At 53.8% G+C, this 17,670-nt stretch carries 18 protein-coding genes; 15 read left to right on the forward strand and 3 right to left on the reverse strand.

Going from position 1 to position 17,670, the window contains the following annotated elements:
• Window positions 1-33: 33 nt before the first annotated feature.
• From gspL to KKG35_02790, 7 genes are all read left to right on the forward strand, one after another.
• Window positions 34-1,332 (forward strand): type II secretion system protein GspL, encoded by a 1,299-nt coding sequence (gene gspL, locus KKG35_02760; protein ID MBU1737035.1) that lies wholly within the window; start codon window positions 34-36, stop codon window positions 1,330-1,332.
• The gene (locus tag KKG35_02765) at window positions 1,329-1,808 is read left to right on the forward strand and encodes a type II secretion system protein M (GenBank protein MBU1737036.1); all 480 of its coding nucleotides are present in this window, start codon (window positions 1,329-1,331) and stop codon (window positions 1,806-1,808) included. The genes gspL and KKG35_02765 overlap by 4 nt, the downstream gene beginning before the upstream one ends.
• Window positions 1,809-1,811: 3 nt before the next feature.
• On the forward strand, window positions 1,812-2,627 hold the full coding sequence (locus KKG35_02770; protein MBU1737037.1) for a type II secretion system protein N: 816 nt from the start codon (window positions 1,812-1,814) through the stop codon (window positions 2,625-2,627).
• 39 nt (window positions 2,628-2,666) lie between these two features.
• On the forward strand, window positions 2,667-3,140 hold the full coding sequence (gene gspG, locus KKG35_02775; GenBank protein MBU1737038.1) for a type II secretion system major pseudopilin GspG: 474 nt from the start codon (window positions 2,667-2,669) through the stop codon (window positions 3,138-3,140).
• Between the two features lie 22 nt (window positions 3,141-3,162).
• Window positions 3,163-3,636 carry a GspH/FimT family protein gene (locus KKG35_02780; GenBank protein MBU1737039.1) on the forward strand — a complete coding sequence of 158 codons (474 nt, stop codon included), beginning with the start codon at window positions 3,163-3,165 and terminating at the stop codon, window positions 3,634-3,636.
• Window positions 3,637-3,697: 61 nt separating this feature from the next.
• Window positions 3,698-4,162 (forward strand): 2TM domain-containing protein, encoded by a 465-nt coding sequence (locus tag KKG35_02785; protein MBU1737040.1) that lies wholly within the window; start codon window positions 3,698-3,700, stop codon window positions 4,160-4,162.
• Window positions 4,163-4,372: 210 nt separating this feature from the next.
• Window positions 4,373-4,744: a hypothetical protein gene (locus KKG35_02790; protein MBU1737041.1), complete on the forward strand. Its 372-nt coding sequence runs from the start codon at window positions 4,373-4,375 to the stop codon at window positions 4,742-4,744.
• A gap of 62 nt (window positions 4,745-4,806) precedes the next feature.
• On the opposite strand, the gene KKG35_02795 is transcribed toward KKG35_02790, so the two are convergent.
• The 3 genes from KKG35_02795 to typA form a co-directional block, all read right to left on the reverse strand.
• On the reverse strand, window positions 4,807-5,109 hold the full coding sequence (locus KKG35_02795) for a hypothetical protein (GenBank protein ID MBU1737042.1): 303 nt from the start codon (window positions 5,107-5,109) through the stop codon (window positions 4,807-4,809).
• Complete coding sequence (locus tag KKG35_02800) at window positions 5,106-6,896, reverse strand: hypothetical protein (protein ID MBU1737043.1); 1,791 nt, start codon at window positions 6,894-6,896, stop codon at window positions 5,106-5,108. The genes KKG35_02795 and KKG35_02800 overlap by 4 nt, the downstream gene beginning before the upstream one ends.
• Before the next feature lie 228 nt (window positions 6,897-7,124).
• The gene (gene typA / locus KKG35_02805) at window positions 7,125-8,912 is read right to left on the reverse strand and encodes a translational GTPase TypA (protein MBU1737044.1); all 1,788 of its coding nucleotides are present in this window, start codon (window positions 8,910-8,912) and stop codon (window positions 7,125-7,127) included.
• A 369-nt stretch (window positions 8,913-9,281) separates the two neighbouring features.
• Between typA and mraZ the strand changes: the two genes are divergently transcribed.
• The 8 genes from mraZ to KKG35_02845 all read left to right on the forward strand — a co-directional run.
• Window positions 9,282-9,770 (forward strand): division/cell wall cluster transcriptional repressor MraZ, encoded by a 489-nt coding sequence (gene mraZ / locus KKG35_02810; GenBank protein ID MBU1737045.1) that lies wholly within the window; start codon window positions 9,282-9,284, stop codon window positions 9,768-9,770.
• Between the two features lie 79 nt (window positions 9,771-9,849).
• The gene (gene rsmH, locus KKG35_02815; GenBank protein MBU1737046.1) at window positions 9,850-10,749 is read left to right on the forward strand and encodes a 16S rRNA (cytosine(1402)-N(4))-methyltransferase RsmH; all 900 of its coding nucleotides are present in this window, start codon (window positions 9,850-9,852) and stop codon (window positions 10,747-10,749) included.
• Window positions 10,686-11,093: a hypothetical protein gene (locus KKG35_02820; GenBank protein ID MBU1737047.1), complete on the forward strand. Its 408-nt coding sequence runs from the start codon at window positions 10,686-10,688 to the stop codon at window positions 11,091-11,093. The genes rsmH and KKG35_02820 overlap by 64 nt, the downstream gene beginning before the upstream one ends.
• A 12-nt stretch (window positions 11,094-11,105) precedes the next feature.
• A complete protein-coding gene (locus KKG35_02825; GenBank protein MBU1737048.1) occupies window positions 11,106-13,100 on the forward strand; it encodes a PASTA domain-containing protein in 1,995 nt (664 codons plus the stop codon).
• The gene (locus KKG35_02830; protein MBU1737049.1) at window positions 13,097-14,707 is read left to right on the forward strand and encodes a UDP-N-acetylmuramoyl-L-alanyl-D-glutamate--2,6-diaminopimelate ligase; all 1,611 of its coding nucleotides are present in this window, start codon (window positions 13,097-13,099) and stop codon (window positions 14,705-14,707) included. Before KKG35_02825 ends, KKG35_02830 begins: the two co-directional genes overlap by 4 nt.
• 32 nt (window positions 14,708-14,739) lie before the next feature.
• The gene (locus KKG35_02835) at window positions 14,740-16,197 is read left to right on the forward strand and encodes a UDP-N-acetylmuramoyl-tripeptide--D-alanyl-D-alanine ligase (GenBank protein MBU1737050.1); all 1,458 of its coding nucleotides are present in this window, start codon (window positions 14,740-14,742) and stop codon (window positions 16,195-16,197) included.
• Between the two features lie 55 nt (window positions 16,198-16,252).
• A complete protein-coding gene (gene mraY, locus KKG35_02840) occupies window positions 16,253-17,332 on the forward strand; it encodes a phospho-N-acetylmuramoyl-pentapeptide-transferase (protein MBU1737051.1) in 1,080 nt (359 codons plus the stop codon).
• 5 nt (window positions 17,333-17,337) lie between these two features.
• Window positions 17,338-17,670: hypothetical protein (locus KKG35_02845; GenBank protein ID MBU1737052.1), on the forward strand; the 333-nt coding region annotated here is incomplete at its 3' end.

Genomic DNA, 17,670 nt, shown 5'->3' on the forward strand with positions numbered 1-17,670 from the left:
GCTCAACTCAGCTTTAATCTTAAGTCAGCGGATATGGGCAGACAAAATATAAAGAACTTAAAGACCGTTTCTCCCGTTGGCAGGGGGTTCTGGCAGAAAATTCTGGGAGATTCCGGGCGGAACGGACGCGCAGGGCTTTTCCTCTACCTTGGTCCGGAAGCACCGGGCAAAGTTTACTGGGCGGAGAAGAGCCCCGGGCAGAGATTCAAAGCTTTCATCGGCTCCCTCGATGATTTCGGCCGCAGTGTGGATCAGGCGGCAACGGTTTTTGTGCCAGGCTCGGAAGTGCTGCTTGCAGAAGTTACAATTCCTCACGGGAACCGGGCTCGGGCACTCAAAAGCATCCCGTTTCTGATCGAGGAAAACCTGGCCGAAGATGTGGAATTTCTTCATTTTGCCTGTGACCGGATCAATCCGGCGGGGAAAACCAGGGTGGCCATTGTTTCCCGGAACAGAATGACTGCATGGATGACGATGCTTTCGGAAGCCGGAATAGAGGCCGCATCCATGGTTCCGACCAGCCTGCTGCTGCCGACAGTTCCGGAACGGTGGGCGATTGTTCCGGAGGGGCGGCAATGGTTGGTTGGTAAAGAGGGGGGGCTCCCCTTTGCGGTGGATCCTGAGAATTGCCGGCTGCTTCTCTCCCTGGCAGAGGGACACGGAGAAGATGACGGAAAATGCGGTGTTACTTTTCTTACCGATCATGGTGAAAATATTGATCTGCAGGCCTTGCTTCCGGGTCGTGAGGTTGAAGTGGCCACGGCGTCTTTTCTGGAAATGATGACTGAGGGTTATGGCAGGGGGCAGGGCATCGACCTTTTGCAGAGCGAGTTCAGCAGGAGTGCACAATGGCGTGGATTATGGCGGCAGTGGCAGTTTTTCGTCTGGTCGGCACTGGCGCTTGTTCTCATCAGCGCGGTCGGTTTTTCCTTTGATTATCATCGGCTGGCGAAAGCCGAACAGAGACTTGATGCGGAGATGAAGGCGGTATTTCTGGAGGTGTTCCCAAACAGCAAGAGGACCGATAACCCGCGGGTCCGGATGGAGAGCAATCTGAAGGGGCTGCAGGGTAAACAGAGCCAGGGCGAGACATTCTTCGTGGTGTACGATCAGGTGGCGCCGGTTATGCTGCAGAGTCCGGGTTTCAGCCTTAACACCCTGCGCTTCAAGGATGGGAGATTCGATTTTGATTTTGAGCTGGAGAGTCTTCAGGCCCTGGAAAATCTGAAAGCGGTCCTTGGTAAAAACGAGATGATCCGGGCTGAGATCAGAAATGCCTCTGCTTCCGGAGACAAGATCAAGGCAATCATGCAGGTGGGCATCGACAGGTGATGAAAATATCCTGGAACGAGATGAGCGGCAGAGAAAAGCTGATGGTCATCGGTGGATCCGCCATGCTCCTGATATTGATCGGGTATCTGCTATTCATCAAACCGGTTTGTGATGAATATGTGAGGCTGCAGGCAGAGGTCCCGGACAGGGTGGCTGACCTGGCCTGGATGCGTTCCGTTGCAGGAGAATCCCGAAATCTAACCGCCGCGGCCGGTAAAGTTGTGGGGCCCGCCTCGCTGCTCAGGAGTATTGACGAATCGGCGAGACAGCACAATGTTTCCGCAAACCTGGTAAGGGTTGAACCGGTTGGCGACAACGGAGTCAAGCTGTGGCTGGAAAATGTCCTGTATACGGATTTTTTCGCCTGGTTCCGGTTTCTTGTTGCCGGGAATGGTTTTTCCGTGAGTTCACTGGCGGTTGAAAAGAGTGGCGCTTCAGGAGTGGTGAATGTTCGCCTCTCTCTCGAGCAACGGTGATTGATGATGGCAGGACAAAGTGATCTTCGTGGGCATGGCGGTTTTGTACCAGTCACTAAAAAAAATCTGCTGCTGTTCGGGTTATTGTTTCTGTTCTGTGTCGGGGTCCGCGTTCCAGCGGATCTCCTCTGGCCGTTCATGTTGAATAAGGCCGGTTTTTCCGACAGGCAAATCCAGTTGACTTCCGGCGAGGGATCATGGTTGGCCGGAAGTTTCAGGAGGGTTCAGGTCGTCGGGAGGGAACTGGGGAGCGTTTCATGGCGCTTCCGCCCTATGTCGATGCTAGCGGGCAGCCTTCGTTTTGACCTCACCGTAAGGAATGACGAATCGACCTTGTCGGGAGTGTTTAAAGCGGGGCCGGGCAGGGTCGGACTGGATGGAGTTCAGGGGATGATACCCCTTCACCTTATTAGTAAAATAGCCGGTTTGCCGGGAATTGAGCTTTCCGGGAAGCTGACATTTTCGCAGTTGTTTTTAGTCGTGAAGAAGGGCCGGCTGAACTCTGCCGGCGGTGAGATTTTCTGGCAGGACGCCGGGATGAACAAACCCTATAAGCTGAATGCCGGAAACATCGTGGCCGTTTTAAAAACAGACCAGGAAGGGATCAAGATCAATGCCGCAGACAAAGGTGGTGAGCTTATGATCAGGCTCGCTGGAACCGTGTTCCCGGACGGCAATTATAGCATGAATGGCGATTTTGCCACCAGGGATTCAGCTCATCCCGATCTGGTTTCATTCCTGAAGGTTATGGGAGAGCCGGGGCCGGATGGCAGGGTCAGGCTTTCCTATCGAGGTAAAATCGGCAAGATGCTCCCGTGATATGCAGGCTAACAGTTAACACTTAAGAGTGAACCCATGATGAAAATCAAAATGTTTTCCCCGAATAAGAAATCATCCGGCCACATTGTCGACGATCGTGGTTTTACCCTGATAGAAATCATGGTGGTAGTGGTCATCCTGAGCATCCTGGCCGCTTTTATTGTCCCGAAGATCATGGACCGTCCGGATGAGGCCAGGGTGGTCAAGGCCAGATCCGATATCCGGACCATCGAAAGCTCGCTGAAACTCTACCGCCTCGACAATCATTCCTATCCCAGTACTGAGCAGGGGTTGGAGGCTCTGGTGGCAATCCCTGAAGGGGAACCGGAACCGCGCAACTGGAAGGAAGGGGGGTATCTCGACCGTTTGCCGAAAGATCCGTGGGGGGGCGAATATCTCTATCTGAATCCCGGGGTCCACGGCACCATCGATGTATTTTCTCTGGGGGCGGACGGCAAGCCCGGGGGAGAAAAGAACAATGCGGATATCGGCAACTGGGATGATGGGCAGTAATCACCCGAGTCGAGGATTTACCTTGCTGGAGATTATGGTTGTCCTGGTCATAATCTCCATCATTCTCACCTTTGCCACCCTGTCCGGTGATACCGGTGCAAGGCAGCTGGAAAACGAAGCCAGACGCCTGGCCGCCCTCTTAAACATCGCTTCCGAAGAAACAATTATGAACTCCAGGGAATATCGGGTGGTTTTTGGGGCGAACGGGTACTCGTTTTACCAATTCGCTGGAGCAGGAAGATGGGATTTGATAGAAGATGATCTGCTGCGGCCAAGAGAGTTTCCGGAAGGGTATTCATTGATTTTGACCCTGGAAGGGGAAAAGATTGAGCCCGGCAAATCCGATGCGGATGATCTGGCGGCAGAGGCGGCGGTATATTTTCTGTCAAGCGGCGAGGTGACATCCTTCGAGGTTGAATTGGTCAATGGTCACGGTGGTAAATGTCTGGTAACGAACCGAAACGGCCTTTCTGTCGTTCTGGTGTCGTCTTCATGACGTGGCTGTCATAAACTCTTCCTGTTATATTCAGGCAAATTGTAACCGACAAGGAATGCGCATGATCATTCGAAAACTTCGTCTGGAAAAAGGTTGGTCGCAAGAGCAACTGGCTGAAATCTGCGATCTGAGTGTGCGAACGATCCAGCGGATTGAGAGCGGGCAAACACCTAGCCTGGAGACCCTGAAAGCCCTGGCGTCGGTTTTTGAAACCGAGGTCACTGCTTTAAGCAGGGAGGATGTAATGTCTGGCCAGTCAATGTCGGCAGAGGAAGAGCGAGCGGTTATCTCCGTGCGTGACCTTAAGGGGTTTTATACCCATCTGGTCATATACGGAGTTGTGATTAGTGGATTATTGGCCCTAAACCTTGTCCGACCGACAAATCATTTCTGGGCAATGTGGCCGGCTATCGGCTGGGGCGTCGGTGTTGTCTTTCATGGCTTGAATGTTTTCGAGGCCTTCAGCCTGTTCGGGGCCGATTGGGAAAAACGGCAGCTGAATAAACGCTTAAAGCGCGATGCGTAATTGAGGTTGATGATGGTCAAGGCAACAATTGAGATAATCGCCCTCTGCTGGGTTGGCTATAATGTCTGGCGGGTATTCTCTGTATCACAAAATGCTGTGGAAGTTGGCGCTGAAGTGCCCGCTAACTGTCCACCTGATTTCGCCTTCCAGACTTATTTGAAAGTCAGAGAGTATTATCTGTGCTTGAGTCCTGGTCACAAAAAGTACGAAATGTCCGGTACTGATCTGATGCAGGATGTGGTGATTGAGGTGTGGGAAACCGCCGGATTTCAGTTTGTAAAACATCAATACCGGGTTGCCGAACTGGTGGTAAATGAGCGGATGAAACTGGTCTCCGAAAAAAGCCGGGTCAAGGTTTTTGGTCTGATCAAAGGGGAGTCGCGATCAGAGGTTGAGTTTCGGTTTCAGCCCGCTGCTGATGGAAAAACAAACCTTGGCCTTGCAATCCGGATTGTTTTTCCCAACCGGTTCCGACACTTTCTGGCCCGGTTGTTTTTCATTGAACCTGTCTGGCAGGCTCATGCGCGGGAGGAGATGAACGCTCTCGCCGGAATCATCGAACAACGATATCTGGCGGTGTAACCATTCTCGGGAGGAGCCGATGATTGTCTGCGGACTAGCGGCATGGATTGACCGGACCAGGATCAGTCGATAATCCTGATGGCGGTGAATTCGGCGGGGAATCCAGGGCCAATGGCTTTCCTGCTGATCGTTCCTTCAAGGGTGAGGGTTTTGCCCTGGAATTCACCGGCCAGTTTCCCGGCCAGCGGGCCGACAATTTTGTATTCAACCCGGTTTTCGTCTTTGATGCTGATATGGGTGAATGGTTCATGGCCAATCAGCGCCACTTTTCCTGAAATCCTCTGCAGCTCCTGGTTGCAGCCGACCACCGGCAGCAGGAGCAGCGCCAGAAACAGAATGATATTTCGCCGGCCTGATTTTTTCATTTCACCAAAACCGTAAACTTCATCCCCTGTTTGAGATCTATCAGAGTGTTGATCGTGCCTGTAAGATTGGTCCCCAGCCGATAAAACATGTTTGATGTTTTGTAGGTGCCGGCATTAGCGTCCGATGGCGGGAGAGTTGTATATATCCGGGGACCGGACTGAACGGAGACTCCATCGTGGAACACATAATTATACAAGTTGATTGAGCCCAGTTCATAGGAGATGGAGCCGATAGCGGATGTCGTGAACCCACCGGTATTGAATCGATACCCTGCCGGGACTTCCGAGGCATTGGCGTTGTGTGACAAGAGAGAGGCGATCCCCCATTTTTTCAGGGCGGAAGTAAAGGTCTCGCCGGGAAATCCGGTGGCGTCCAGGGCGGAGTCGACGGCGGTGTAATCTCCCGAAGCGTTCTGAACAATATTTCTAAAGAGTGGAGCGCCTCCGAAGTTGCGAGCAAGAAAGGCTCCGAACGAGTAGGTGATGGCATAACTGTTCAGAACATTGTCATCTCCGGTATTGGAACTGGAGCCGGTCAGCCACTGGGATACCGGAAGATAGTTGAATCTGTTGGAACGCGGTAAACGACCGGAAGTGTTGAAAGTCGCCCCTGCCGTTCCATCGGCGTAAGAAACTCCGCGAGGGCCATCGATCCGGAGTTTGCCGGAGAGGAGGTCTTCGGCGACCAGTGAACACATTTCGTTGAGCCAGACTTCTGTGCCGGTGCCCCGAAGAACATATTTTTGATAAAAGTGGACCATGTGCTGAAACTCATGGCTGAGAGCGCTGAGAATCATCTCCGGCCAGTGATCTGAAATCTCCCAGGAGACACCCTCCTCCGTGGCAAAGAGCACTGAATCCAGGTAGAACATAATCCGTTCATTTGAGCCTGGAAGGGATGATTGGAGGAAATTGTCTTTGGCATAGAAATAGCCGAGATACCCCCCATTCGTTGAATTGTCGTTTTCGAGGTCAAAGAGGAGAATCGTAATATTGTTGTCGGCGGTGATCAGATTGGGGGAGGTGTGGGCCCCCCACTCGGCGCCGAAGATATTGGTCAGCCATTCGTAGACATCGTTGCTTTCTCCGGCCAACAGGAATTTGTCGGCAAGAATATCGATTTTGGCCTGGTCAATACACTTTGTTCTAGAGCACCCGGCATCCCAGGAATTGTCGGCCACCCAGATGTTGAGAGTTTTACCGTTGGCGGTAACCACTTTCCGGCAGGTTGCAACAGTGGTGGTGGCGGTGTTGTTTTCAGGATAGAAAGTCGTGGTGTCACCTTCGGTATCACTCACCAGGCGCATCGGTTCCGGCAGGGCGGAAAGCAATGAGAAACTGGGCGCGGGTTGCACAACTTCTCTTGAATAGAGTTGCGGGTTGGAGTTGAAGAGCGAAATATCCGGACGGCCCATCAGGCCGATGCCATTTTGGTCTGCTTCAATGTCTGTGGGTTCAGAGAGGCTGCTGAGGGCGAGGGAGTGCTCAAAAGGAGGCTTGATGTTTGCAGAAAGGGTTGGCGGAGCGCTTGCGTTATTCAGGGATTCGTTGGTGAAGACAAAATCAACATCCTTGGGGGTGCTTCCCAGATCAAGGGTATAGGAAACAAGGGTGTCTCCGTTGTCGGTGGCAGGGGTGATTACGTGGGTAATGTCGTAGATCCCGCTGACAGAAGGGGCCGGCGCAGGGGGTGAATCTCCGCCGCCTCCGTTGCAGCCTGTGATACCTAGAAGCAGGACTGCAATCGGAAGCAGAGACGCGAATGATTGCCTGATTACGGCGTGCATATTGTTCCGTGTTGTCAGAGTTGATACAGGCGATGATGAATCCATCTTACCTGTTTTGATTCACTGACTGAAACAATAATGCTTCGTGATCAAAAAACTATACACCCATGAGGATATTTGTCTCGATGACTCGTAGACTCGCTTTCGCCCAGGGGCATAAGTTTCGTATAAGCAGGCACGCTGCTTAACTTAGCTAATCGGTACAAGCAGACAAGCTGCCCAACCAAGCTACACCCTGTTCGGCACCGCCCTCTTTCTCAAGCGGATTGATTTAGGGGTGACTTCGACCAGTTCGTCGTCGTTGATATAGGCGATGCAGTCTTCAAGGCTCATGTTCACCGGCGGGGTCAGGACGACATTTTCGTCCGAACCGGATGCGCGCATGTTGGTGAGTTTCTTGCCCTTGGCGGGGTTGACGACCATGTCCTCCTTTCTGGCATTTTCACCGATGATCTGGCCTTTGTAGACCTTCTCGCCCGCGCCGAGAAACAGGCGGCCGCGATCCTGGAGGTTGAAGAGAGCATAGGCTACGGTGGTGCATTCCTCCATAACAATCAGGGCACCGTTGACCCGGTTGACGATCTCTCCGGCGTGGGGGCCGTATTGATCAAAAACGTAATTCATCATCCCCATCCCCTTGGTGTCGGTCATGAACTGGGAGCGGAAACCGAGAAGGCCCCTGGTGGGGATCTTGTAGACGAGCCTGACCATGCTGCGCTCCATGTCCATTTCAAGCATCTGCCCTTTGAGCTTGCCCAGCTTTTCAATCACCGCCCCCTTGAATTCGTCGTCCACATCAATGGTGAGCTCTTCGTAGGGTTCCAGGGTCCGGCCGTTCTCGACCTTCATGATCACCTGGGGTCTGGTCACCTGGAATTCAAAGTTTTCCCGGCGCATCTTTTCAATCAGGATCGACAGATGAAGTTCGCCGCGGCCGGAAACCCTGTACCCGGTGGAATCGGTGAGGGGTTCGACCCTTAGGGCAACGTCGGCCAGAATCTCCCGCTGCAGACGGTCGTGAAGATGCCTGGAGGTGACATACTTTCCTTCCCTCCCGGCAAAAGGAGAATCGTTGGGGATAAAATTCATCGAGATCGTTGGTGGATCGATCTCGATCAGCGGCAACGGCATCGGATTCTCCGGATCGGTGAAGGTGACGCCGACCGTGATGTCCTCCAGACCCGCGACGGCGACGATCTCGCCGGTTTCCGCCTTATTGACCGGGACTTTCTGGTCGGACTCAAAACGAAAAATCTTGGTGATCCGGACCGGAGACAGGGTCCCGTCACGCCGTGCACAAACGATGTTTTCGTTAATTCGCAGGGTGCCGTTCACGACCTTGCCGATCCCGAGACGGCCCAGATACTGGGAGTAATCGAGAGTGTTGACCTGCATCTGCAGAGGGTTGTCCGGAGAGCCGGAAGGGGCCGGGGTGTGGTCGAGAATCATCTGGCAGACCGGTTCCATGCTGTCGCCTCTGATTGCCGGGTCGTAGGTGGCATAGCCCTCTTTGGCAGAGGCATAGACGATCGGGAAGTCGAGAAGTTCGTCCGGCGCTTCCAGTTTGACGAACAGGTCAAAAACCTGGTCGACCACCCATGCGCAACGGGCGGCCGGTTTGTCGATCTTGTTGATGACTACGATAATCGGCAGCTTGGCGCCCAGGGCTTTTTTGAGAACAAAATAGGTCTGGGGCATCGGGCCTTCCTGGGCATCGACCAGCAGCAGGCAGCCGTCGGCCATCCGCAGTACCCTTTCAACCTGGCCGCCGAAATCGGCATGGCCGGGGGTGTCGATAATATTAATCCAGTGATCCTTGAAGATGAAGGAGCCGTTTTTTGAGGCGATGGTGATGCCGCGTTCCCGTTCGAGGTCCATGGAGTCCATGAGCCTTTCAGAGATATCCTGATTCTCCCGGAACATGCCGCTGTGTTTGAATAGTTTGTCGACCAGAGTTGTCTTGCCATGGTCGACATGGGCGATGATTGCGACGTTACGAATTTTACTTTGCTGCATAAATTTCAGACCTTTTTCTGCTTTTTGAGCCACCACTTTCTACAGGAAGATTGTGTTCCGGGCGGGGAAATGTTGAGCGAATTCTGAAGGCTCCGCAAGCAAACGAAGCCGTATAAACTGGCCAACTGAGAATCAATGGGTTGCGTTGTTCTGCAGTCCTGCGGCATCTTTTCCGGATATCCGGAGTTGTAACCTGCCCGCAGGATCGGCAAGACCTTTTGAATTTGGAGGGGAGATAATATTGTGAGGAAGGGTTCTCTGCAACAAAAATCTTATTGAAATAGTGTTTTTTTTCTTGACCCGGCAGGTGGTATTTTTTATAGAATCCGGGTAGAGTGGTGTAATGTGGGGTAAAGAGGTTGTAAAAGGATGATTGTGACAGAAGAAAGATTGGTGAAAAATCCGGTCCATCATTTTCGCGGCCGTTCAGATCATACCCTCGACGGGAAAGGGCGGATCAATATCCCGACCCGCTTCAGGGAAGTGCTGCGCCTGCAGTTCAATAATGAGAGGCTCATGGTCTTCCCCTGGCGGAATTGCCTGAAGGCGTATCCGCTTTCAAGATGGGAAGAGCTTGAGTTGAGCCTTCTGGCAACGGGCAAAAAGCACCCGGAAACCATCAAGATGGTACGGTTTATGGTTGGCGGAGTGGTTGAGTGCCCGGTCGATAAACAGGGAAGGATTCTGCTCCCGGCTAAGATGCGAGCGGATTGCGGAATCAGTAAAGAGGTGCTGGTCAGCGGCATGATTTCCTATTTTGAAATCTGGGACAGCGTGACCTGGGAGAAAGAAAACCTTCCGGCGGAAGAAGACTTCAAAGGATTTGAGCTGAACCAGCTGGAAAGCGGGTTCTTTTGATGCCCTCTCTGACCCTGCGTATAAAAAAATATCCTGAATGTGAAACCGCAAATCTCCCTGCCCGTCACCGTGACCGTAAATGAATAAAGCTCCCGGCCAGTGTCATGTCCCTGTTCTCCTTGACGAGGTCCTGGAGTATCTGCAGCCGGTGAGTGCAGGTATCTATGTCGATGGCAATCTTGGTCTTGGCGGCCATTCGGCGGCAATACTTGAACAGAGTTCGCCCGACGGAAGGGTGATAGGTTTTGACTGGGACAGCAATGCATTGAGTATGGCTGAAAAAAGGCTGGCTCCTTATGGAGAAAGGTTCTGCGGCTTCAGGAAGAATTTTACGGAGATCGGGCCGGTCCTTGAAGAACTTGGGGTGTCGGGAGTGGACGGCATTCTGCTTGACCTTGGCCTTTCTTCATTACAGCTGGACAGCGAAGAGCGGGGGTTCAGTTTCAAAGGAGAAGCGCTACTGGATATGCGGATGGATGATCGGCACCATGAAACCGCCGCAGATCTGCTGAACACCCTGACCGAGGAAGAGCTTGCCGATCTTTTTTATTATTACGGTGAAGAGCGGCAGGCGCGAAGGATTGCCGGTGCGGTTGTCAATGCCAGGGTCAAGACTCCCTTCGAGACTACTGACCAGTTGGTGGAACTTGTAGAGAGAGCAATCCCCAGGCGTTTTCATCCACCAAAGATCCACGTGGCGACAAAGATTTTTCAGGCGTTGCGGATCGCGGTCAACCGGGAGCTTGACAATCTGGACACCGTTTTGAAACTGGGGCCTGGATTTTTGCGCGGAGGAGGCAGATTCTGCGTTATCTCATTTCACTCCCTGGAAGACAGGATGGTGAAGAGGGCATTTAATGATGATGCCCGCTTAAAGGTTGTGACCAGGAAACCGGTCAGACCTACGGAGGAAGAATGTCGACAGAACCCAAGGTCCAGAAGCGCCAGATTCCGGGTGGCAGAAAAACTCGACCCGTAACCAGATCCTCCCGCAGTGAACGGTCGGGCAATGGCCGGTTGAACCGGCGGATTATAAAATCCGGTGGCAAAAATGATGATAAAGACAGATTTTTGAAGATTGTCGGCATGGTTCTGGCGGTAACGGTGATCATTGGTGTCGTGAGCAGCATCTGGTTCGGCTGGAAAATCAGGGCCGGGCTGACGGATCTGAGTCGGGAAACGGTTGCCGCCGGAAAGCTTGAAGAGAAATATCAGGCCATGGAAGCCCGGCGGACCGAGCTGATGGCAAAAGATATGATTGAAAAGAAGGCCTCTCTGTTGGGGCTTGGAAAGCCGGTTCCCGGGCAGATAGTCCGGCCTTAGGTGCAGCCGCAAATGAAAGATGTCCCCGGAAAAGCAGGGAAAAGAAACATTGCCCTTGCCATTGGAATTCTTTTTCTCATTGCCTGGCTTGGCGCGCTGGTGGTGGCGATCAAGGACACCTTTTTCACCCCGAGAACCATTGTCGCGAAGTCGTTTGCTGAAGATCTCCAGATGTCCGGTGCAACAACGGCAACCAGATACAAGATTCTCGACCGGCGGCATGAGGAACTCGCCGTCAGTTTCAGAATGAATTCGGTTTACGCAAGACCCCTTGAGATTGCCGATCCCGAAAAAGGGGTCGCTTTCCTGGCTGAAACACTGGAGCTTGATGAGAAAATGCTGTTGCGTGAACTGCGGGCCGAAAGAAGTTTTGTCTGGCTTGGCAGGCATCTTCCGGCAGAGAAAACTGCGGGCATTCAGAAAAAGGGGTTGCCGGGGGTCTATATCACCAACGAGTCCCAGCGCTACTATCCATTTCACCAGACCGCCTCCCACGTATTGGGTTTTTTGAAGGATGATCACGGACTGGCCGGGGTTGAATCGTTTTACGACAGGATGCTCCGGGTTACCGCCGAAGATACCGCTTCTTCCGGCGCGAATCAGGAGATCACAGGACATGTTGTCCTGGCCCTTGACATCAGGGTCCAGGAGCTTCTTGAAAAGCAGCTTGGCCTGGTGATGAGCGAAGCGGATGCGGGCTCGGCCATCGGGCTGGTGATGAGACCTTCTAACGGGGCCATCCTTGCGATGTCGAGTCTGCCAACCTATGACCCGAATCTGTTCTGGGATTTTGGGGCGGCAGAGAGAAGAAATCTGGCAATCAATGATCTCATCCACATCGGCGGTTTCAACCGGTTGTTCCGACTTGCCGCTTTGTATGAAAAAGAAAGTCGGGCCGGTGCAGGTGAAGGGAGTCCGGCAGGAAGTATCGAAGCCCTGAAGATGTCGTTGCAGGGAGAGTATCAACCGCGTTCTCTGGCAGAGGATGGAGTTGCCTATTTCAGCCTGGAGTCGGGAACTTTGGTGTCCGGAGAGCTGTTCTGGGATGAGGAGTTTAAACTTTCCCCGGCCGAGGAGCTGCAATTTAAGGAGATGGTCGGCTTGACCGGCGATATCAAGGTCGATCTGCCGCTGGTAAACAGTGTGAGCAGCACTGGAAAAGAACCGGCGGGAAAGCCGCCGGAGATGTATGAATCCGGATTGCAGACAACCGCTGTCAATCTGGCGACGGCATTTTCAAGGATCATTAATGATGGCAGTCCGCTGACCCCTCATCTGGCGACCGGCATCCTTGGACCGAATTCCGGGAAAACGGCAAGACTGCGACACGAGAAGCCTCCGGGCGTGCTGTCGCCTGAGACCGGCAACCGGATCAGGAATTTCCTCTCGGGATTCGCCCGGAAAAAAGATGATGCTGTTTTCATGGAAGCTTTTCAGGTGATGGAGAATCCACTGGAAAAAAGGCTGGCTGCCCTGGCTGCGAGTTCTGCGGCCAGGGGAGATGTGGTGGCGGGAAATGACGGAAAGAATTCCAAGCGCTCCCGCCCTGAGAGATACCAGACGCTCCTGCTCGGATTTGCGCCTCTGGAAAAACCGGACCTGGCCCTTCTGATTGTTCTGAAGGATGCAGTCCTGGATCAGGGAAGGAAATCCCCCACACGGGTCATGGCGGAAAAGAACATGAATACCTTCCGGAAGCTGGCAAATGAAGAGTGGAATCCCTCAGGGCAGCCAACGGACTCTTCAGCACATGCCAGGGCCTATCAGGAGTGGCTTAGGAGCAACAAGGATCAGAAAACAAATTCGGATCTTATTTCGGACGAGGAGCAGGTGAGGATGCCTGATCTGAGGGGAATGAGTCTTCGGAAGGCGCTGCAGGTGATTCAGCCGCTGGGGCTTACGATCCGGGTCAAAGGGTCAGGCGAAGTGGTTTCCCAGGAACCCGGGCCGGGGAAGAAGATCAGCAAGGAAGTCTGTGTTCTTGAATTGAAGGAAAGTCGGAAGTGATAACGTCTGCCGCAGATAGCCGGAAATTGCCATTTCTGGAAGATGTCGTGCAGGGTCTTGGCATTGCTCTTGTTCCGGGTGTGGCCGGGATTCAATTAAAAGGGATCACCGCCGATTCGCGAAGAGTTCTGCCGGGGTTTCTTTTTGTGGCTATCGAGGGTGGGCGGAGTGATGGGCATGATTTCCTGGTAAGCGCGGTGAATCAGGGGTGTGCGGCATTGCTGGTGCAGAGTGATCGCGCGGAACGCGCTGCTGGTCTTGGGGTTCCGGTGCTGGTTGCCCGGGATCCTAGAAAGACTTTTGCCGGGCTGGTCGCGGCCTTTTATGGTCATCCGGAGCGTGAACTGGTAATGATCGGGGTGACCGGAACCAACGGCAAGACCACCACCTGTTACATACTGGAGTCGATTCTCAAGGCAGCAGGTTTTTCACCGGGAGTGATCGGAACCGTAAGCTACAGGTATCAGGGCTTCGAGAAAAAGGCCAGCCTCACCACCCCGGAGCCTGAAGAACTGTTCCGGCTCTTTCGGGACATGGTCGATGAAGGGGTCACCCATCTGCTGATGGAGGTTTCATCCCATTCGCTGATCCAGAGCCGGTTGGTCGGAGTGTTGTTTGATGTTGCGGTCTTTACCAATCTCAGCCGGGATCACCTCGATTTTCATGGTGAGATGGAAGGGTATTATCTGGCCAAGAGGGAATTGTTTACCCGCTACCTGAAGAAAGCGGGCGCCGCGGTTATTCTGGGCGAGATTTCTCAGGGGAAGGGTGAAGGAGCCGAATGGGGTCTCCGGCTTAAGGATGATCTGCTTGCCGGGAATGATTTCGGTCCCGGGGAAAAATCCCCCCACCGGCTTGTCAACTGCGGGGTTGAGAAGGGAGAGGTGTATTTTTCCGCCCTGGAAATGAACCTTGCGGGAATAACCGGCGAACTGTCAGGACCGGGCGGACGAGCGGGTTTCAAGACCTCTTTGACCGGCCGGTTCAATCTTGAAAACATTGTCGTTGCGGCGGGAGCCGGGTTCGCCTTAGGACTTGAGGCGGAGGAAATATGCAGGGGAATCAGCATGACCGGACAGGTGCCGGGACGGCTGGAGAAGGTTGGCGACGGCACAAAATGCAGGGTTTTCGTTGATTATGCCCACACCCCGGATGCGCTGGTCAACGTGCTCGAGACCCTGAAATATCTTGGCAACAGCCGGCTTGTTGTGGTATTTGGCTGCGGCGGCGACCGCGATCGCGGCAAGAGGCCATTAATGGGCAGGGATGCTGCCAGCCACGCCGAAGTCGTTATCATTACCTCCGATAATCCGCGAAGCGAGGAGCCGCTCGCCATTATGAAGGAAATTGAGCAGGGAATCATCAATGACGGCGTCCCACTGATGAAGAAAAAAAGCGGTGAGACTTTGCTGCGCGAAGGTTTGCGGGGTTACGACATGATTGAATCGAGAAAAGAGGCCATTGAGGTGGTGATCGCCAATTGCCGCCCCGATGATGTGGTGCTGATCAGCGGCAAGGGCCATGAAGATTATCAGATCATCGGCGACCTGAAGATGCATTTTGACGATCGGCAGGAGGCACTGCGATGCCTGGCCCTGAAATATTGAGTTGAAAAGCTGGAGAAGGATTGGGCAGTCAGATGCAGAAGAATACAGAACAATACGGCTTCGGTTACGGTTTCAATACCTCCCAGGATATGGCCTGGACCCTTGCCCAGGTGGTTGCGGCCACCGGGGGCAGCCTGGAATCCGGAGATGGAGGGGTTGTCTTCCGCAGCATTTCCACGGATACCAGGAAGCTGGAAACCGGAGATCTTTTCGTGGCCCTGAGCGGTGAGAATTTTGACGGCGAGGCATTTGCGGAAGATGCAGTGCGGTCAGGAGCGGCGGGACTGGTCTTGAAGAGAAAACCGGTTCGGGATCTGAAAGTGCCTCTGGTCCTGGTCCCCGATACCCTCAAAGCGCTCGGAGATCTCGCCTCCTACCGGCGGCGACAGATGAAAGCTCTGAAGGTCATCGCCATCACCGGGAGTTCCGGAAAAACGACGGTCAAAGAGATGACCGCCGCTGTGTTCAGCAAAAAATCAGGAGTATTGAAAACCCTGGGCAATTTCAACAACCTGATCGGTTTGCCCCTGTCCCTCTTGCCGGTGGACAGCAGCCACCGGATTGCCATTCTGGAGATGGGGATGAATCAACCGGGTGAGATTGCGCGGATGACCGAAATCGCCGCGCCGGACATTGCCTGCATCAATAATGTCCAGAATGCGCATCTTCAGGGGCTGGATAATCTGGACGGGGTGGCCAGGGCCAAAGGAGAGCTGTTTGCCGGGCTTGGTCCGGAGGCCACCATGGTGGTCAATCTTGATGATCGAATTGTCGCTGCTCTTGCCGAAAGATATCCGCAGAAAAAAATCACCTTCGGCCTGAACCGGAAAGCACAGGTCCGGGCCACTTATATCCGCCACCGGGGTGAAAATGGCGTGTCTTTTACCCTGGTCGCCGGCCCCGAAAAGGTGAGAGTCCGGATGCAATGCGTCGGCAAGCATAATGTGTTGAACGCACTTGCGGCCGGCGCCATGGCATGGGCTGCTGGTGTGAATCTTAAAGAGATAGCTGCAGGACTTGCCGGGTTTGCACCTTATGACAAACGGTTCCAGATTGAAAAAATCAAGGGGGGGATCAGGTTGGTGAACGACACCTATAACGCCAATCCCGCCTCAATGCTTGCAGCACTTGAGACCGTCAAGGGATTGAGCCGGGACAACCGTTCGGCGGTGGTCATCGGGGACATGCTGGAGCTTGGGAGCGAGAGCGTCGCCGCCCATCGATTCATCGGCAAAACCGTGGCGCGGCTCTCGTTTGACTATCTCCTGACTTTCGGCTCATTTGCGAAAACCCTTGCCGAGGCCGCCCGTGAGGACGGGATGGCGGAAGAGCGGATCTTTTCCTTTGCCAGCAAAGAAGAGATCGTTGCATGTCTGCAGGGGTTTATCAGGGAGAACAAGATCGGCGCCAATGACTGGCTGCTGGTGAAAGGCTCCAGGGGACTCAGAATGGAGACGGTTGTCTCGGGTCTACAGGAGGCAAACGGATAAAGCTTGAGTGAGCAGCTCATCTGCTCGTACGCAACTTATACCCGAAGGGTGCAATATGCTCTATCATCTTCTCTATCCTCTGCACACCATGTTCGGAGGCTTCAATGTCTTTCGATATATTACCTTCAGGTCCATCGGAGCTACCATCACCTCCTTTGTCCTGGTTTTGCTGGTTGCGCCATCGTTCATTTTATTCCTGAAGAGACTCCAGATCGGGCAAGTGGTCAGGGATGACGGGCCGGCAAGCCATCTGAGCAAGAAGGGGGTGCCGACGATGGGAGGGATGCTCATTCTCTTCGCCGTCTGCCTGAGCACCCTTTTGTGGGTTGATCTATTCAATCATTATATCTGGCTGATTCTGGGGGTCACCCTCTGGTACGGGGCGGTCGGGGCTTATGACGATTACCGGAAGATCAAGAAAAAGAACAGCAGCGGGCTGAGTGCCGGCGGCAAGATTGCTCTTCAGCTTGCGGGGGCCTGCATCGCCGGTGCAGTGCTGTATACCCATCCGGATTTCAACAGTCAGCTGAGCATTCCTTTCCTGAAAGATGTCCGGCCGGATCTCGGCATCGGTTATCTGCTTTTTGTCCTGCTGGTCGTGGTCGGGGCGTCTAACGCCGTGAATCTGACCGACGGGCTTGATGGCCTGGCCACCGGACCGACGGTCATCACCTGCAGCGTCTATCTGATCTTTTCCTATCTGGCCGGTCATGCGGGACTGTCTTCATATCTGCAGATACCCTTCGTGCCGGGAGCCGGCGAAGTGGCGGTGTTCTGCGGGGCTCTGGCCGGGGCAAGCCTCGGTTTTCTCTGGTTCAATGCCTATCCCGCCCAGGTGTTTATGGGAGATGTCGGTTCTCTTTCGACCGGGGCTGCGCTGGGGATGGTGGCGATCATCATCAAGCAGGAGATGCTGCTGGCGATCGTCGGCGGCATATTTGTTCTTGAAGCCTTGTCGGTGATGCTGCAGGTGGGATTTTTCAAGATCAGCGGCGGCAGGAGGATTTTTCTGATGGCGCCGTTCCATCATCATTTTGAGAAAAAAGGGTGGGCGGAGCCAAAGGTGGTGGTCAGGTTCTGGATCATTTCGATTGTTCTGGGGCTCGCCGCCCTGGCAACCCTGAAACTCAGATAGTGAGGATGACTCTGGACAACGAACGCGTTGCAATAACCTCTGCCACAAAAGCGCTGGTGGTTGGTCTTGGCCGGTCCGGTTTCGCTGCGGTCCGCCTGCTCCATAAGCTTGGCGCGGGGGTTGCGGCAACTGATTCGGCACCGCGAGTGAAAATCAGCGGGGAAGTATTGTCCTGGCTTGAGGAAAACCGGATCAGCTTGCAGTGCGGGACTCTTGCCGGAGATCTTCTTGAAGGGATCAATCTCATTGTGGTCAGTCCCGGTGTTCCGTTGCAGCAGCAATTCTTTGCGGCGGCAAGAGAACAGGGGATCAGGGTGATCGGTGAGCTTGCTCTTGCG

The sequence above is a fragment of the Pseudomonadota bacterium genome (assembly GCA_018823285.1).
Classification (GTDB): Bacteria; Desulfobacterota; Desulfobulbia; order Desulfobulbales; family JAGXFP01; genus JAHJIQ01.

Coding starts and splice junctions, on each gene's coding strand:
- gspL (MBU1737035.1), top strand. CDS start 34: ATGGGCAGACAAAATATAAAGAACTTAAAGACCGTTTCTCCCGTTGGC.
- KKG35_02770 (MBU1737037.1), top strand. CDS start 1,812: ATGATGGCAGGACAAAGTGATCTTCGTGGGCATGGCGGTTTTGTACCA.
- gspG (MBU1737038.1), top strand. CDS start 2,667: ATGAAAATCAAAATGTTTTCCCCGAATAAGAAATCATCCGGCCACATT.
- KKG35_02785 (MBU1737040.1), top strand. CDS start 3,698: ATGATCATTCGAAAACTTCGTCTGGAAAAAGGTTGGTCGCAAGAGCAA.
- KKG35_02790 (MBU1737041.1), top strand. CDS start 4,373: ATGTCCGGTACTGATCTGATGCAGGATGTGGTGATTGAGGTGTGGGAA.
- KKG35_02795 (MBU1737042.1), bottom strand. CDS start 5,109: ATGAAAAAATCAGGCCGGCGAAATATCATTCTGTTTCTGGCGCTGCTC.
- KKG35_02800 (MBU1737043.1), bottom strand. CDS start 6,896: ATGCACGCCGTAATCAGGCAATCATTCGCGTCTCTGCTTCCGATTGCA.
- typA (MBU1737044.1), bottom strand. CDS start 8,912: ATGCAGCAAAGTAAAATTCGTAACGTCGCAATCATCGCCCATGTCGAC.
- mraZ (MBU1737045.1), top strand. CDS start 9,282: ATGATTGTGACAGAAGAAAGATTGGTGAAAAATCCGGTCCATCATTTT.
- rsmH (MBU1737046.1), top strand. CDS start 9,850: ATGAATAAAGCTCCCGGCCAGTGTCATGTCCCTGTTCTCCTTGACGAG.
- KKG35_02820 (MBU1737047.1), top strand. CDS start 10,686: ATGTCGACAGAACCCAAGGTCCAGAAGCGCCAGATTCCGGGTGGCAGA.
- KKG35_02825 (MBU1737048.1), top strand. CDS start 11,106: ATGAAAGATGTCCCCGGAAAAGCAGGGAAAAGAAACATTGCCCTTGCC.
- KKG35_02835 (MBU1737050.1), top strand. CDS start 14,740: ATGCAGAAGAATACAGAACAATACGGCTTCGGTTACGGTTTCAATACC.
- mraY (MBU1737051.1), top strand. CDS start 16,253: ATGCTCTATCATCTTCTCTATCCTCTGCACACCATGTTCGGAGGCTTC.